The 15,232-nt window shown below is 49.5% G+C and carries 11 protein-coding genes and 1 riboswitch; of the genes, 7 read left to right on the top strand and 4 right to left on the bottom strand.

The window, feature by feature from the left end; translation table 11 throughout:
• Window positions 1-43: 43 nt before the first annotated feature.
• The 3 genes from C8R34_RS08180 to C8R34_RS08170 form a co-directional block, all read right to left on the bottom strand.
• Complete coding sequence (locus C8R34_RS08180) at window positions 44-1,036, bottom strand: class I SAM-dependent methyltransferase (protein WP_110339673.1); 993 nt, start codon at window positions 1,034-1,036, stop codon at window positions 44-46.
• A gap of 342 nt (window positions 1,037-1,378) precedes the next feature.
• The gene (locus C8R34_RS08175; protein ID WP_110339671.1) at window positions 1,379-2,440 is read right to left on the bottom strand and encodes a metal-dependent hydrolase; all 1,062 of its coding nucleotides are present in this window, start codon (window positions 2,438-2,440) and stop codon (window positions 1,379-1,381) included.
• A gap of 144 nt (window positions 2,441-2,584) precedes the next feature.
• Complete coding sequence (locus tag C8R34_RS08170) at window positions 2,585-3,295, bottom strand: TetR/AcrR family transcriptional regulator (protein ID WP_110339669.1); 711 nt, start codon at window positions 3,293-3,295, stop codon at window positions 2,585-2,587.
• 348 nt (window positions 3,296-3,643) lie between these two features.
• Window positions 3,644-3,748, top strand: a riboswitch (guanidine-I (ykkC/yxkD leader).
• Between the two features lie 63 nt (window positions 3,749-3,811).
• Here C8R34_RS08170 and C8R34_RS08165 point away from each other — a divergent pair.
• The 5 genes from C8R34_RS08165 to atzF are packed head-to-tail and all read left to right on the top strand — an operon-like array spanning window position 3,812 to window position 12,151.
• Entirely contained in the window at window positions 3,812-5,248 is a 1,437-nt protein-coding gene (locus C8R34_RS08165) for an APC family permease (RefSeq protein ID WP_110339667.1), read from the top strand.
• Between the two features lie 24 nt (window positions 5,249-5,272).
• Window positions 5,273-6,001: an urea amidolyase associated protein UAAP1 gene (locus C8R34_RS08160; protein WP_110339665.1), complete on the top strand. Its 729-nt coding sequence runs from the start codon at window positions 5,273-5,275 to the stop codon at window positions 5,999-6,001.
• Window positions 5,998-6,663, top strand: coding sequence for an urea amidolyase associated protein UAAP2 (locus C8R34_RS08155; RefSeq protein WP_110339663.1), 666 nt, complete (start codon window positions 5,998-6,000; stop codon window positions 6,661-6,663). Before C8R34_RS08160 ends, C8R34_RS08155 begins: the two co-directional genes overlap by 4 nt.
• 44 nt (window positions 6,664-6,707) lie before the next feature.
• The gene (gene uca, locus C8R34_RS08150; RefSeq protein WP_110339661.1) at window positions 6,708-10,334 is read left to right on the top strand and encodes an urea carboxylase; all 3,627 of its coding nucleotides are present in this window, start codon (window positions 6,708-6,710) and stop codon (window positions 10,332-10,334) included.
• Entirely contained in the window at window positions 10,334-12,151 is a 1,818-nt protein-coding gene (gene atzF / locus C8R34_RS08145; RefSeq protein WP_110339811.1) for an allophanate hydrolase, read from the top strand. The genes uca and atzF overlap by 1 nt, the downstream gene beginning before the upstream one ends.
• 152 nt (window positions 12,152-12,303) lie before the next feature.
• Here the strand turns inward: atzF and C8R34_RS08140 are convergent, their stop codons facing one another.
• Window positions 12,304-13,041, bottom strand: coding sequence for a carbonic anhydrase (locus tag C8R34_RS08140; RefSeq protein ID WP_110339659.1), 738 nt, complete (start codon window positions 13,039-13,041; stop codon window positions 12,304-12,306).
• 507 nt (window positions 13,042-13,548) lie between these two features.
• Here C8R34_RS08140 and C8R34_RS08135 point away from each other — a divergent pair.
• Window positions 13,549-14,130: a flavodoxin gene (locus C8R34_RS08135; RefSeq protein ID WP_110339657.1), complete on the top strand. Its 582-nt coding sequence runs from the start codon at window positions 13,549-13,551 to the stop codon at window positions 14,128-14,130.
• Window positions 14,131-14,162: 32 nt separating this feature from the next.
• Window positions 14,163-15,125, top strand: a complete 963-nt coding sequence (locus tag C8R34_RS08130) for a S9 family peptidase (protein WP_258364430.1) — start codon at window positions 14,163-14,165, stop codon at window positions 15,123-15,125.
• Window positions 15,126-15,232: the final 107 nt, after the last annotated feature.

The raw sequence follows: 15,232 nt of genomic DNA, 5'->3' as shown, positions 1-15,232 counted from the left end.
CAAAGTATCAATTTAAGATTGCGCATCCTGCAGGAATTTCGGTCTAACGAAGCTTGCGAATCCATATGCTGTTTCCAGGCGCATTAATCATTGCTTGATCTGGTTCGGTATCTCTGGCGCTAATGGGCAGTGCAGTATGTAAAATCTCGCGGTGAAACCGTTTGAGGTAATCATTGAAGAAAATGATCTGATAAGCGTCGTTGTTTTGGAGAAAAGCACGCAAAATGTAGGACTCATTCCATGCCACGCCGCCAAGAATCCACTCTTTAGGATACTCAAAGGGATAGAAGATGTCATGAAAATGGATAATGACACCAGGCTTCAGTGCCGGTAATACTTGAAAGATTATGTGGTTAACGTCACTTGCAATTTTACTGACGTGTGATGAGTCTATAAATAAGATGTCATTCTCGCCCAATTCTTGCCACAATGTCTGCACGACAGATTCTACAGGTGTTTGTATTAAATCTGCCCGTAAGAAATCATCTGTTCGGAAGAGATCATTGACACGGTTTGGATGGGGTTCGATCATCGTTAGCCGCAATGACCAATCCATGTGCCGTTCGTTGATATCTTGTATAACAGCAGAGGAATAACCGGATCCGACTTCGATCAGTCGACGCGGCTTGAAGTACAGCAGCATTTTAGCTAGTACGCAGGCATCTAAGTAGGAAAAAAAGTCATTGTTATACCAATAACGGTACGACTTATCCCGATCGTTGGGCGGGTCGTAGCTTTCTTTTAGTTCTGCGAATGCGCGCAACAAGTCAAGTTGCCCATCCATGTCGAGTTGAATATCAATGAGTGCAGGTGATGGGTCAAGAAAGATATCTGCAGCTTTCCTCTCAATCAAATAAAAATCTGGTAGTGGTGAATGGTAATGCCCAGGCGGAAACAAGCCACACTCATACTTATATTCAGCCAGCTTAGCCGTCTGATCGGCGCAAGAAATTTTCAGATTATCATAGTAACGGACATAATGAGACAACACCGGCAGATGCCGTGCGATCCCAAAGATACTTTTGATGATGTTCATATTGCTATCTCATTACCTTTTAGAGCAAATCTAATTTGTTTTGATACTATGATGTGTAGTGCGGCTGTGCCGTCAGAGAAAGACATCAGATTCAGGTCGCGACAAAGAATGATGATGCACAATTTACCTGCTCTATTCTTAACTCACGACCTTTGAATTACTGGCTGGTTTTACTTGTTACTTCGGTGTTTCCTTCTTAGGTTTCTTCGCTTCTTTAGTTTTGCGTTGCTGTCCTTTTGCCATGATCATTCTCCTTGTGTGATGACGACTGCATCATAAACTGAATGGGGGCCTTGTTTCCAGCACATTTTATCTGGAAATACGTGTTTCGTAACTGCGTTGTCAGTCAATATAAAATAATCCCTGTTGCCGAAACATTCGCCAGTCGGAATGATCGTCTTGGCGGCACACGCCATAGCGGAAAGAAGGCGGTAACTCCGGGAATTGGAAACGCAGGTCGTAGAACCAGACGCACAAGCCTTGTTCTGAGGTATCCATGCGTTCCAGTACCGGGAATATTGCGAATGCGCGGAATGGTGCAAAAGCGGGATCAAGCCAAGCTGCGCGGGCGAGTGTTACTGCCGCCGGATTGTCGCCGAATTGTGGATATGATTGCCAATTATTTTCCGCGACTGGGCGATAGGCAGCAGCCATTTTCGGTAGTAACCAAGTGGTTTGGTTTTGCTGTGGATTATCGGATTGCCGCAAGTTGACAAGTGCAAGGTGATAAGTCTCATCGTGCCGGATGATGATTTTCCAGTGAAATGGCGACAATGGTTGCGGCAGCACGCTGATTTGTGCTTGAGGAATAGCTTGTGAATCAACGTAATGAGTGGCGATTCCGATCGCCTGTTGGTGCAAAGTCCATAAAAAAATCACATAGCCGCACAAACTCACCAAAGCAATAATCGCTGGATTTCTGGGCTGCGGATAGCGCCATGACGCAATCAGGCCAGCGATGATGATCAGGCTGAACCAGGGATCGATGACAAACACCAGCGGCAGAGAAAAACGCTGGGTAGAGAAAGGTGCGAACAGCATCAATCCATACGACGTAATCAAATCCCCGGCAATATGGATGGCGATACCCAAACAAGCGGGCAGAATAAATAATTTCCAGCCATAACGCCCGCGAGAAAGCCATGAAAACAGCCAAGCCAATAGCCATGCCCACAGCGGCAAAAGGATCAAAGAGTGCGTCGGGCCTTGGTGCCAATTGAGATAGGTCAGCGTGTCAATCAGACGTAGTGCAAAGTCAATATCGGGAAACGCCGCCGCGGCAAAACCGGCGGCAATCTGCATGCGCAGTGGCAATGTGGCTCGTTCAGGATGCAATTGCGCTGGCAGTCGTGCCGCAGCCCGTGCCAGCAGGGCACCGCTTAAAGCATGCGTGAGCGGATCCATGATTAACAGGCCATTAAAACTATCTGCGTTGCCGCTACGGTGTTAAAAGCAGGTTCAAAATGCTCATTTATTACGCATAAACTGCGCTTTCTCACCTGTTCTTGCCTGGTATCGGCTGCCTCGAAAACGTTTTTCAATGGCCTGTTAACCGGACTTGGCATGCATTTTTGGCGTCATGGATTCAGCCAATGAAGAAGACTCAACAGTAGCCGGGATCTCATGTGTAGCGCTGGTTTCCTCGGAAGGATCATCGGCGGTTTCAGTGCGTGGGGTTCTGTAGATTAAACGATCCAGCGTCTCGGCTACTTGCAGTTTTTTTTCCAGAAAGTTGCGCGTGCGCTGTGAATTCTCGGATTCATCGCGCATCCAGTACACAAACGTGGTCAGATAAATCGTGGTCAGCGCGGTTTCTTCCAATGCGCGGCGTACAAAGGTAGCATCACGCTGCGCAGCTTCGCGCATCCACTGCACCGTGCGGCTGATGCGCATAATGGCGGGGATTTGGATATGCAGATGGCCGGGTTCCAGTTTGGCGCCGATCATCTGTCGCGTGACCTTACGGTGCGCAACCAACGCATCCAGCCAGGTCATGATGAGACAATGTAAACGTTCCCGCGGAGACAATGACAGGAATTCCACGGTTTCCGCCGCCTTGAGCATTTGGCTGTCTGCCTGGTCAAACCAGGCATCAACCAGATCTTCCTTTTCGCGGAAATAAAGACGGATGTCATCCAGGGAAATGTTCAATTCAGCGGCCACATCAAACAAGCGTACCGCTTCCCAATTTGAACGTTCCGCGATGGTAACAGCCGTATCCACAATCGCCTCGCGTATCTCAAGCTTACTTTTTTTCATCTTGATCCTCCACACAGCGTTAATAGGAGTGGCGTACTACGATGCCGTTTTTACTATAACATACATGAAAAATCCGGGAAATTAGATGCTGACTTTGACAGCAACGAGGGCGTAACTGCAATGTTGGCTGAACGGTTTGAACGATTGGCTTCTGATAAATAAATCTAACAAAGGGGTCTGAGCGATACGTCAACTCAGATTCCATCATATCAAGCTTTATCAAACCAGCAATAATGCAATCTCCAAAATCATTGCTTTTTCCAAATCACGCATTTAAAATACCCTCCATTACTCGCTTGCTAAAATGCCATTGAACGATTGACGGCATAACAACTCAAAAAGCAGTAATTCAATGGAAACTAGGGTTCCGGTCGTACAAGAAACGACGTCAGGTCCAAGAGCTTCCGGTCTCGTGCTAACGAGACTCCACGGAGGGAAAAAAGCCCGGGAGATTAAGCGTAATGTTCTTAGAGTGCATTACAATCTCGGTAAACCCTTTTTGTATGGAGACTTGTTATGTCAGGTTCAACAAAACAAACCGCTTCCTCGCAAGATGCCCATGTAGTCGGTGATGTACTCAATCGCAGCATGAGTGTATGGCACAGCTTTACACTGGGTTTTGCGGTTGTCTCGCCGGTCGCCGGACTCTATGCCATCATCGGCGTGCAAACCACAGTTACCGGTGGCGGTTGGTTTGCTGCATTGGCGGTGTGCTTGCTCATGCAGCTACTGGTAGCTACTGTGTATGCAGAATTATCTTCGCAATTCCCGATTGCAGGCGGCGCCTATAAGTGGGCACGGCAACTGGGCGGCGCCATTGCCGGGCAATATGCAGGCGTGATTTATATTTGCTCCACCATTGCCATGGTCACGACAACCGCCTACACCGGCGGTTTCTGGCTCGCCACCTTTTGCGGATCGCAGGGTGATGGCGGCACAATGATGGTACTCTGGGGTGCCCTATTTCTGTTTCTCTGCACGCTACTCAATCTGGCACCTGTCGGCATTTTCAATCTGGTGATCAAACTCGGTGTTTACGCCGAGGTGGTAGGATCATTCGGCGTGGCACTGCTGTTATTTCTTTTCTTCCGTCAGCATTCTTTCATGGAGTTATTCCAGCACATGGGGACCGGAACTGCGCCCAGTGAAATGGCCGCTTTCCTAGCGGCACTGGCTATCGCTGGTTGGGCTTTTATCGGTTTTGATGCCTGTTCCACCACAGCGGAAGAAACCCATCAACCGAAACGCATGGTGCCGCGTGCAATTCTCATGTCGCTACTGGTTGTTGGTACGGTAGTTTTATTTAACTCAGCCGCACTGATCCTGGCATTTGATCATGACACATTAAGAAATTCCAGCCATACCGCTGATCCGGTCACGCCATTGATTGCCAACAGCATTGGTGATTGGTTTGAAAAACCCTTTCTGGCCATTGTGATGATTGCTTTTCTGGCCTGCGGCGCGTCCATGACTAAATATACTTCTCGCATCGTGTATTCCATGGCGCGGGAAGGCAATATGCCAGCCGTGTTGAGCCGAGTCACGACCAGCAAAACACCGCGTAACGCGGTCCTCTTTACCGTTCTGCTGGCAGGCTGCGGATTGATTTTCGGGCTCAATGATGATGCTGTGGCCACCATTATCGCTTTCGGTACCGGCGGTTTATATGCCATGTTCACGTTCACAACCGGATTCGCATTGTTTGCCCGACTCACAGGTCGGTGGAATCCTCAACTCGGCGAATTAAAACTTGGCGCATGGGGATTGATCATCAATATCCTGGCATTCATTTGGTCGTTGTTTGAGGTCATCAATATCGCCTGGCCCCGCCCATATGCCATTTCAGCCGATGCGCCGTGGTGGCAATTATGGGCAACGCCACTGGTACTCAGCAGTATCCTGACGATCACCACACTGTATATCCTTTGCAAGAAATGGGTTAGCACTAAGTAAAATTGCTTTGACAAGGAGTCCATCATGAATCAACAAAATATCATCTGGAAACAATCCATACCCGGCGGATGCCACTGGTCCGGCATCATGCGTCGCGGTGCCACGTTACGTCTGACGGACGTAAGTGGTGGTGCAAATGCGGCAGTATTGTTCTTTAATCAGGAAGAAAAGCTCGAACGCTATAATATGGCAGATACACTAAAATCGCAGCACACCTTCCGCCTGACCCAAGGGCATGCCTGTCATTCGGATATGGGGCGGATTTTCTGCTGCATTACGGCGGATACTGCTGGCTGGAACGATACCGTTTGCGGATTGAGTGACGCGAAATCAATACAACAAAGATATGGCATTGCACGCTATCAAGAACATCGCAATCACATGTTCCGCAGCGGCCTGGATGGCATGCTGATCGAATTGGGCAAGTGGGGATTAGGCATGCGCGACGTTGTGCCCAACATTAATTTCTTCAGCAAAGTCACTGCCGATGCTGATGGCGAGCTAACATTTCATGCCGGTAACAGCCAGGCAGGTGATTATATTGATCTGAGTTTTGAAATGGATACCTTGGTCATACTCTCGGCTGCCCCGCACCCGCTGGATACAAAACCAACTTACCAGCCCGGCGCCGTTGATCTATCGGCATTTGTGACACCCGATGCAGCAATTTCAACATGCCAGCAGATCGCCGAAAATGTTAGAGGGTTACACAATACTCACCGGTTCTATCACCCCTGTGGAGGTGCGCAATGAGCACGCAAACTATGATAGCCAGCAAACTCAATCCGGATCTTGCCGTAGTCGATGAAATTTGTGCAGCCGGCGAGCCCTGGGTCGGCATCGTCAAGCAAGGACAAATTTTCCGTATCGTTGACCTGGAAGGCAATCAAGCCGTCGACACATTGTTTTTCAATGCCGGTCACGCCTTGGAACGCTATAGCGCCACCGATACCATTCGCACTCAGAATAAGCTGTATCTGACCACTGGTAGCAAACTTTGCTCCAATTTTGGCAATACCATGCTCACAATCGTAGCCGATACCTGTGGGCGGCATGATACATTGGGTGGTGCCTGTGCGGCGGAAAGCAACACGGTACGCTATGCGTTGGAAAAATACCCGATGCACAGTTGCCGGGATAATTTTCTGCATGCGCTGGCGCATGAAACAGCTTGTGAACAACTGAACATGAGTAAGCGCGACATACCCAGCAACATCAATTTTTTCATGAATGTCCCTGTCACCGAAGCAGGCGGATTGGAATTTGTCGATGGCGTTTCGGCACCAGGCAAATATGTCGAAATGCAGGCTGAAATGGATGTACTGGTATTGATCTCGAATTGTCCGCAACTCAACAATCCGTGCAATGCCTATAATCCGACACCAATCCGGTTATTGATCTGGGATTCCCAGTAACCGATAAATCCAGTTGATGATTCATCAAGAAAAAGGATAACGCTATGTTCGATAAAGTCTTGATTGCCAATCGCGGTGCCATTGCTTGCCGGATTATCCGCACCCTGCGCCGCATGCATGTCAAAAGTGTCGCCGTTTATACCGAAGCCGATGCATTATCACGGCATGTCATCGAAGCCGATGAGGCCTACTGCATTGGCAGTGGACTCGCTGCGGAAAGCTATTTGCGCACCGATAAAATCCTGGAGGTAGCACAGCAAAGCGGTGCGCAAGCCATTCATCCCGGCTATGGTTTCCTCAGCGAGAAAGCCGATTTTGCTGAACAATGCGCTGCGCATGGCATCTGTTTTATCGGCCCTACACCACAACAAATGCGCGCGTTTGGTTTAAAACACACAGCACGCGCCTTGGCACTGGAGAATCAGGTGCCTTTGCTGCCGGGAACCGGTTTGCTGGAAAACCTTGAGGCCGCTTGCCATCAGGCCAAACATATCGGCTATCCCGTGATGCTGAAAAGCACCGCCGGCGGCGGTGGCATCGGCATGCGTTTGTGCTGGAATCAGGATGAATTGGTCGGTGCCTACGAATCGGTCAAAACGTTGGCACAAAACAATTTCAAGGATGCCGGTTTATTCTTGGAAAAATTTGTCGACCGGGCGCGCCATATCGAAGTACAGATTTTCGGTGACGGCAAAGGCCAGGTCGTCGCACTGGGTGAGCGTGATTGTTCCATGCAGCGGCGTAACCAGAAAGTCATCGAAGAAACACCCGCTCCCAACCTAGCACCGCATCTGCGTCAAGCATTGCTGGACACTGCAGTACGCCTTGGCAAAGCTGTCAATTATCAATCCGCCGGTACGGTTGAATATATTTTTGATGATGCCAATGGCCAATTCTATTTTCTTGAGGTCAACACCCGCTTACAGGTAGAGCATGGCATAACGGAGGAAGCCACCGGCATTGACCTGGTGGAATGGATGGTGCGGCAAGCGGCTGGCGATCTGCCTTCGCTAGATTCTTTCACGATCAAACCCAGAGGCGCGTCCATTCAGGTGCGAGTTTATGCCGAGAATCCTGCAAAAGATTTTCAACCCTCCAGCGGCACACTCACCGCAGCGGAATTCTCTGCCGCTGCGCGTGTTGAAACCTGGGTTGAGCGCGGCATCGAAGTTTCCGCGTTTTATGACCCGATGCTGGCCAAGATCATCGTGCACGCACCAGAGCGGGAAACCGCCATCGCCAAGCTGTTGACAGCATTGGATGACACCGCATTGTATGGGATTGAAACCAATCTGGCTTATCTCAAACAGATTCTGCAAAGCACGGTGTTCCGTAACGGACAATCGACCACGCAATTCCTCAATGGCTTCCATTATCAGCCGCACAGTATCGATGTTCTGAATGCCGGCGTGCAAACCATGGTACAGGATTATCCCGGACGGATCGGTTACTGGAATGTCGGCGTTCCACCTTCTGGACCAATGGATAGCCTGGCTTTCCGCTTTGCTAACCGGTTGGTCAACAATCCCGAAGATAGCGCCGGACTGGAAATCACACTGGCAGGCCCGACACTGCGTTTTAATTGCGACAGTATGATCGCTATCTGTGGCGCGCCTATCGATGTATCGCTGGATGGCGAACCACTGTCACTATGGCAATCCTATGCCATCAAAGCCGGTGCACTCGTACAGTTTGGCAAAATCCAGCAAGCCGGCAGCCGGGTGTATCTGGCCGTGCACGGTGGTTTTCAGGTACCCGATTATCTCGGTAGCAAATCCACCTTTACACTCGGCCAATTTGGCGGCCATGCCGGACGCACGCTGCGTGTCGGCGATGTCTTGCATGTGCAACCACTACCGTCTTCCCAGCCAACACCACAGCATTTGCCGCAGGAATGGGCTCCGCTTTATACCAATCGCTGGGAAATTGCCGTATTGTATGGCCCTCACGGCGCACCGGATTTTTTTACCGAAGCGGATATTGAACAATTCTTTGCCGCCGAATGGAAGGTGCATCATAACTCCAGCCGTACCGGCGTGCGTCTGATCGGTCCGAAGCCGCAGTGGGCGCGTAGCGATGGTGGCGAAGCCGGCTTGCATCCCTCCAATATTCACGACAATGCCTATGCCATCGGCGCAGTCGATTTTACCGGCGATATGCCGATTATCCTGGGCCCTGACGGCCCCAGCCTGGGTGGTTTCGTTTGCCCGGTCACTATCGTTCAAGCGGAACTGTGGAAAACCGGGCAACTCAAACCCGGTGACAGCATCCATTTTTATCCGATATCGATGGAACAAGCGCTGGCGTTGGAACAACAGCAAAACCAACTGATTCAGCATCTTCATGCGGATGCAAGCTTGCCGCCGATTGTTCGATCCGAAAAACCAGGTAGCCCGATCCTGCACTACATTCCAGAGAGCACAGCACAAGTGCAAGTCACTTATCGCCAATCCGGCGATAAATACCTGTTGATCGAATATGGATCGGCGGTACTCGATCTGAATCTGCGCTTTCGTGCGCATGCACTGATGACGTGGCTGCAACAACGCATCGATAGCGGTGAGCTTTGCGGCATATTGGATCTGACTCCTGGCATACGCTCATTGCAGATTCATTTTGACTCAAGCCAGCTGGCACGCGAAAAATTACTGACGCTTCTGATCGCGGGCGAAAGCCAATTGCCATCGATTGATGACATGGAAGTACCGTCTCGCATCATCCACTTGCCTTTATCCTGGGATGATGCGGCCACGCGACTCGCCATCGAAAAATACATGCAATCGGTACGCAGCGACGCGCCCTGGTGCCCAAGCAACATTGAATTTATCCGCCGCATTAACGGGCTGGAAGACATTGAGGAGGTTCAGCATATCGTATTTGCAGCCAGTTATCTGGTGATGGGACTCGGCGATGTCTACTTGGGTGCGCCCGTAGCAACCCCGCTGGATCCGCGCCATCGTCTGGTCACCACCAAATACAACCCGGCGCGCACTTGGACACCCGAAAATGCCGTCGGTATCGGTGGCGCCTATTTATGCGTATACGGCATGGAAGGTCCGGGTGGCTATCAGTTCGTCGGACGTACCGTGCAAATGTGGAATCGTTATCGCCAGACCGTCGATTTCAAGGATGGTCAACCGTGGTTATTGCGCTTCTTTGATCAAATTCGTTTCTATCCGGTCAGCGAGAGTGAACTGCTCGAACTGCGTAAGGATTTTATCAGCGGGCACTTCAAACTACGCACAGAAGAAACGACGCTGAGTCTGAAGCAATACCATGCCTTCCTGCAACAACATGCCGCCAGCATCAGCACATTCAAAACCCGGCAACAAGCTGCATTTGAAGCCGAACGGCAACGTTGGGAAGCCAATGGTCAAGCGCAGTATGTCAGTGAAGATACACTCGATGAAGCGGATCCACAAAGCGAACTGGATTTGCCAGAAGGTGCGCAAGCCATCAGCTCACAAGTAACCGGCACCGTGTGGAAGCTGCTGGTCAAAGAAGGTGAGCAGGTGGAAGCAGGCAAACCAGTGGTCATGATCGAGTCGATGAAAATGGAATTTCCGGTGGATTCTCCCGTTACCGGCACGTTGCGGCAGCTATTTTGCAAGCAAGGTGGATATGTCTCCGCCGGGCAAGTGCTGTTCATCGTTCAGGAAAACCCGTCATGATGCACAAGTTTCTCCCGTTGGGCGATATGCCCTCTTTACTGCGACGCTACGCCAGCGGTGAGCTATCACCCACGCAAATGGTCGAAGCCATTCATGCCGATATTCAAAATGATCCCGATCACGTCTGGATTTCCGTATTGCCACTGGAATCGTTGCGAGATTACGCCCGCAAAGTGGAAGCGCAAGACATGACGTCATTGCCGCTGTATGGCGTGCCTTTCGCCATCAAGGATAATATCGATCTGGCGGACATACCGACCACCGCGGCCTGTCCGGCTTTTGCCTACACGCCATCGCGCAGTGCCGTAGTCGTGCAAAAATTGATCGACGCCGGCGCGATTCCCATCGGCAAAACCAATCTCGATCAGTTCGCCACCGGATTGAATGGCACACGATCGCCGTATGGTGCGTGTCGCAATGCATTCAATCCCGAGTATATTTCCGGCGGCTCCAGCTCAGGTTCGGCGGTCGCTGTCGCCAAAGGGCAAGTATGTTTCAGTCTCGGCACCGATACCGCGGGTTCCGGCAGGATTCCCGCTGCTTTTAATAACCTGATTGGCTATAAACCCACCAAAGGCTGGCTTTCCGCGCATGGCATGGTAACCGCCTGCCGTTCCCTCGATACGGTATCCGTCTTCGCGCATACTGCAGCGGATGCGGCACGCCTCCTGACCATTTCCGCCGCTTACGACACAGCAGATATCTATTCCAGGGAAAGAGAAGGACATGGCTTTGATTTTGGCGCTGCACCTCATTTTCGTTTTGGCATCCCGCGCCAACAGCAATTGAAATTTTTCGATAATCATGAGAGTGAGCGGCTGTTCAATGACGCAGTAGCCCGCATGCAGGCACTGGGCGGAGAAGCTATCGAAATAGATTTCGAACCGTTTCTCGAAGCCGCGCGTCTCCTCTACGAAGGCCCCTGGGTGGCGGAACGTTATGCCGCCATCCAATCTTTCTTCGAGCTGCACGGCGATCAGATTATCGCACCGGTGCGCGAGATCATTGCAACCGCGAAACAGCGCTCCGCTGCGGATGCTTTCAATGGAATCTATCAATTACGCAGCATCAAACAACAAGCAGATCAGGTTTGGACACAAGTTGACTGCTTGCTGGCGCCGACCGCCGGCACCATCTACCCCATTCATGCCATGCAGCAGGATCCCATACGCCTCAACACCAACCTGGGCTATTACACCAATTTCATGAATCTGCTCGACTACGCCGCAGTCGCCGTTCCTGCCGGTTTTCAGCGTGACGGACTACCTTTTGGCATCACGCTGGCAGCGCCAGCCCACCAGGATGAACCGCTGCTGCATCTGGCGCATCGTTGGCAGCAAGCTTATTCACTTCCTCTGGGAGCAACCGGTATTGCACTATCTCCCAGTACTCTCTTCCCTATCGCATCCCGATCTGGCCAAATACGTATAGCCGTCTGTGGCGCACATTTGTCCGGTTTGCCGTTGAATGAACAGTTAACCAGTCGCCATGGCCGATTGGTGACCAGCACCACAACCTCGTCGGATTACAAGCTTTATGCACTACCCGGTCATCCGCCACTGCGTCCTGGGTTAATTCGAGTCAGCAAAAATGAACAAGGTGTTGCCATCGAAGTGGAAGTCTGGGAGTTACCAGTCCGCGAACTGGGTAGTTTTGTAGCCAGTATTCCAGCACCCTTAGGAATCGGCTCGATAACCCTGGCAAATAATGAAACGGTACTCGGTTTTCTGTGCGAGTACTATGCCATCAACAATGCAAAAGATATTAGTCACTTAGGTGGATGGCGTAACTACTTGCGGCAGTTGGATAATCCATAGCCAGTACTGATTGGAGTTATTTTCCACCACAGTATTTTCAACACGGTCGCCCAGTTCGCCTATCCACTGTTAGTTTTAAAATTAATTAGTTCCGTCTATCTTCGGAGAATCTCAACCCTATCCATCAGGAAATGGATGGGCAACAGGCGAGCCTAACTTAGAAAACGAACACGCCCCGTCTCCAGCTCATAAATGCCCCCCATAAGGGTTGCCCCCCGTCCTTCTCGCATAGCCTTCACTGCTGCGGGTAGCGTGACGAGTTGATGCATAGACCATCGAACATTTGCTTCCACCGCAGCACTGACCAATGCCTCCTTATCCACTCCCGCCTTGTGCGCTTCCATACTGAGGCTGGTTAGACCAGGCTTAATCAATTGGATCAGCGATCCGATGTGTTCAGGTTCAGTAGGCCGATTGATCATTTCTTCTATGGTAGCAGAGACGGCGCCACACTTTTCATGCCCCAACACGACTACTAATGAAGTACGGAGGTGGCGCACGGCATATTGCAATGAGCCGATCACATCTTCCGCAATAACATTGCCGGCAACACGAACTGTGAAGAGCTCGCCAAATCCAACATCAAAAATGAGTTCAGGCGGCACGCGCGAATCGCTGCATCCCAAAATGGTGGCAAACGGTTTCTGGGTTTCCACAAGGAGGCTACGCCAGGAAGATTCCTGGCGGTCATGTAACGGCTTATCGTCCATAAACCGCTGGTTACCCGCTTTCAGTCGTTTCAATGCTTCATCGGCATTACGTGGATAAGGTTCCGTATTGATTGATTGATTGATTAAAGGCGATTCAGCCTTGACATTCAAGGCCGCCCCCAAACCCAAACCGCAGGCCCCGAGTAGGCATTGTCTTCGTGTGATATTTCGATTCGTCATAATAATCCTTCGTGAAAAAATTGAATTACGGAACGCAATTACTTCAGGCTCTTGACCATTTGCTCTTTCACCTGCTCGCAGCCCGCGCTCCCAGTCATTCTAGCTTCGCTAGCTTGCCACTAGTATGAGCGAGCCCGGCAAACCCAGCAAGAAAATCCCGAAGCTGCTTACGCGCCACTTCATCCATCATCTCACCTGAGTAACATCTACAGATTTAGATCATGTACGATAAGCAGCTTCACGTTAGAGGGTAGTTAGGAAGTTTATGCCAGCTGCACAATATTTATTTGCGCAGCTACACTTTCAGTGTTCTCTTTCAGAAATAAAGTTTAACCTAATGTTGCACAAAAAATACATTTCTTCCAACTCAGAGACTTTTATTTTAGGCGATAGTTTCAGAGTCTCATGATAGGAGAGTTTGGATAAACAACATCAGCTTACCTAAGAATAGGAACTTGAAGGAAAAATGAAAAAAGTGTTTTTTATACCATTATTTCGATCTTATTTTTGGCTGTAATCATTGCCCCTGTAATTATTACCTCGATAGAAAGAAGTCAGTTTAATAAAAACAGCGGCTTGCTTTCAAAATCAGAGGCATCAAAGCAATCGGATATCGCCGTCATTTATTTTTCACGCTCAGGAAATACGGCGATCATGGCGAACAAGATTGCTGAGATGTTCGATGCGGAACTCATCAATATAGAGGCACCCAAGTATGAGATCGGCGTGACAGGATTAGTAAATGCCGCAATGTCTTTTCAAGATCATGAAGTAGAAATTACGCCACAAACTATTGACTTTGCCAAATACAACAAAATCTATCTGGGTTCACCGATATGGTTCTATCGGCCTTCCCCTTCTATCTGGAAATTTGCAGAAAATAATCGCTTCGATGGAAAGGATGTTGTGTTTTTCAACTCTTACAACAGCAATTACGGGCAGAACTACATTGATGAATTCAAATCTCTCGTCATGAAGCATGATGCCAAATCTTTCGAACATAAGGCAATCATTCGTGGGCGCATGGGAAGCCAACTATCAACCGAAGAATTTTTGAATGAAGTTACAACATTATTTGCAGAAAACTAACCCCTAATAATAAGGAGAAACCCGTGGGTAGAATGTCAGAAGAAAGAATGTCCAACGCTTTGGAGCAGTTAAAAACTATCTCTGATGCGGATTATGCGAAGATCAAAGGCATGGTCAATGTTGTGAAGCCTTTTAGAAGCGTTCTTCATAAAACGCCGGATGATTATGGCATGACAGGATGGGAAGATATTTTCTTTCCTGCCGAAGACGGTGTGCCCTTGGAAGGCTGGTATATACCGGCCAAAGGCGGTGAAAGCGACAAGCTGGTTATCTTTAATCATGCGCTTCCTATGTGTCGTGCGGGTTTTCAGGGGCACTTCGGAGAGCCGTGGAGTACTTATGATGCCGTGGAAATTGATTTTGTCATTCAGATGAAACACCTAACCGATGCCGGCTATAACGTGCTTGCGTACGATATCCGGAATCACGGTCGAAGCGGCGCTTCCAATAATGGTGTAAGTGGCATTGGGCAGATCGAATGGCGCGACTGCGTGGGAGTAAAGAAATATGTCGATAATCACCCAAGATTGGGCAAAATGAAGGTGGGCTTATACAGCCAATGTATGGGTGGAAATTCTCAGTACGAGGCGATCAACAGGCGTCCGGATTTATTCGAGAATGTTTCGTGCTTGTGTAGCCCAATGGTAGTTTCCATGAGAGCCATTTATCGGGCATTTTCTGAACTACAAAGCGTTGACCAGTATCTGGACTTACTGGATTTCGAATTGCTGAAAGCTGGAGCTTTCCTGATGGATGAAATGACACCGCAACTATCGGCTCATGGCGTAAAAATGCCGGTTTTGATGGTTCAAGTGAAAGACGACGCGTGGACGAAGAATCCGGAAGATGCACAGAAAACATTCGATCTTTTAGGAAGCAAAGAAAAAGAGCTACTCTGGATTGAAGGAACCACCCGACGATTTAAGGATGGATACAATTATTTTGGAAGATATCCGAAGAAAATAATCGGGTTCTTTGACAAGTACATGAAATAGAGGCTACCGACTGAATGGCACTTACTTAAGCTTTTTTGGGTGACCGTGCATACGGATTTCATCACATGCTTGCCCCCTCGGTTTCATCAATCTTGGGTAAGGTTTTG

Origin of the sequence: Nitrosomonas sp. Nm84, assembly GCF_003201565.1 — a bacterium.
Classification (GTDB): Bacteria; Pseudomonadota; Gammaproteobacteria; order Burkholderiales; family Nitrosomonadaceae; genus Nitrosomonas.
This window is presented reverse-complemented; position numbering and strand designations above follow the sequence as displayed.

Bases quoted from the DNA above. Each gene is read 5' to 3' on its own strand.
- C8R34_RS08180 (WP_110339673.1), bottom strand. From the start codon at position 1,036: ATGAACATCATCAAAAGTATCTTTGGGATCGCACGGCATCTGCCGGTG.
- C8R34_RS08175 (WP_110339671.1), bottom strand. From the start codon at position 2,440: ATGGATCCGCTCACGCATGCTTTAAGCGGTGCCCTGCTGGCACGGGCT.
- C8R34_RS08170 (WP_110339669.1), bottom strand. From the start codon at position 3,295: ATGAAAAAAAGTAAGCTTGAGATACGCGAGGCGATTGTGGATACGGCT.
- C8R34_RS08165 (WP_110339667.1), top strand. From the start codon at position 3,812: ATGTCAGGTTCAACAAAACAAACCGCTTCCTCGCAAGATGCCCATGTA.
- C8R34_RS08160 (WP_110339665.1), top strand. From the start codon at position 5,273: ATGAATCAACAAAATATCATCTGGAAACAATCCATACCCGGCGGATGC.
- C8R34_RS08155 (WP_110339663.1), top strand. From the start codon at position 5,998: ATGAGCACGCAAACTATGATAGCCAGCAAACTCAATCCGGATCTTGCC.
- uca (WP_110339661.1), top strand. From the start codon at position 6,708: ATGTTCGATAAAGTCTTGATTGCCAATCGCGGTGCCATTGCTTGCCGG.
- atzF (WP_110339811.1), top strand. From the start codon at position 10,334: ATGCACAAGTTTCTCCCGTTGGGCGATATGCCCTCTTTACTGCGACGC.
- C8R34_RS08140 (WP_110339659.1), bottom strand. From the start codon at position 13,041: ATGACGAATCGAAATATCACACGAAGACAATGCCTACTCGGGGCCTGC.
- C8R34_RS08130 (WP_258364430.1), top strand. From the start codon at position 14,163: ATGTCAGAAGAAAGAATGTCCAACGCTTTGGAGCAGTTAAAAACTATC.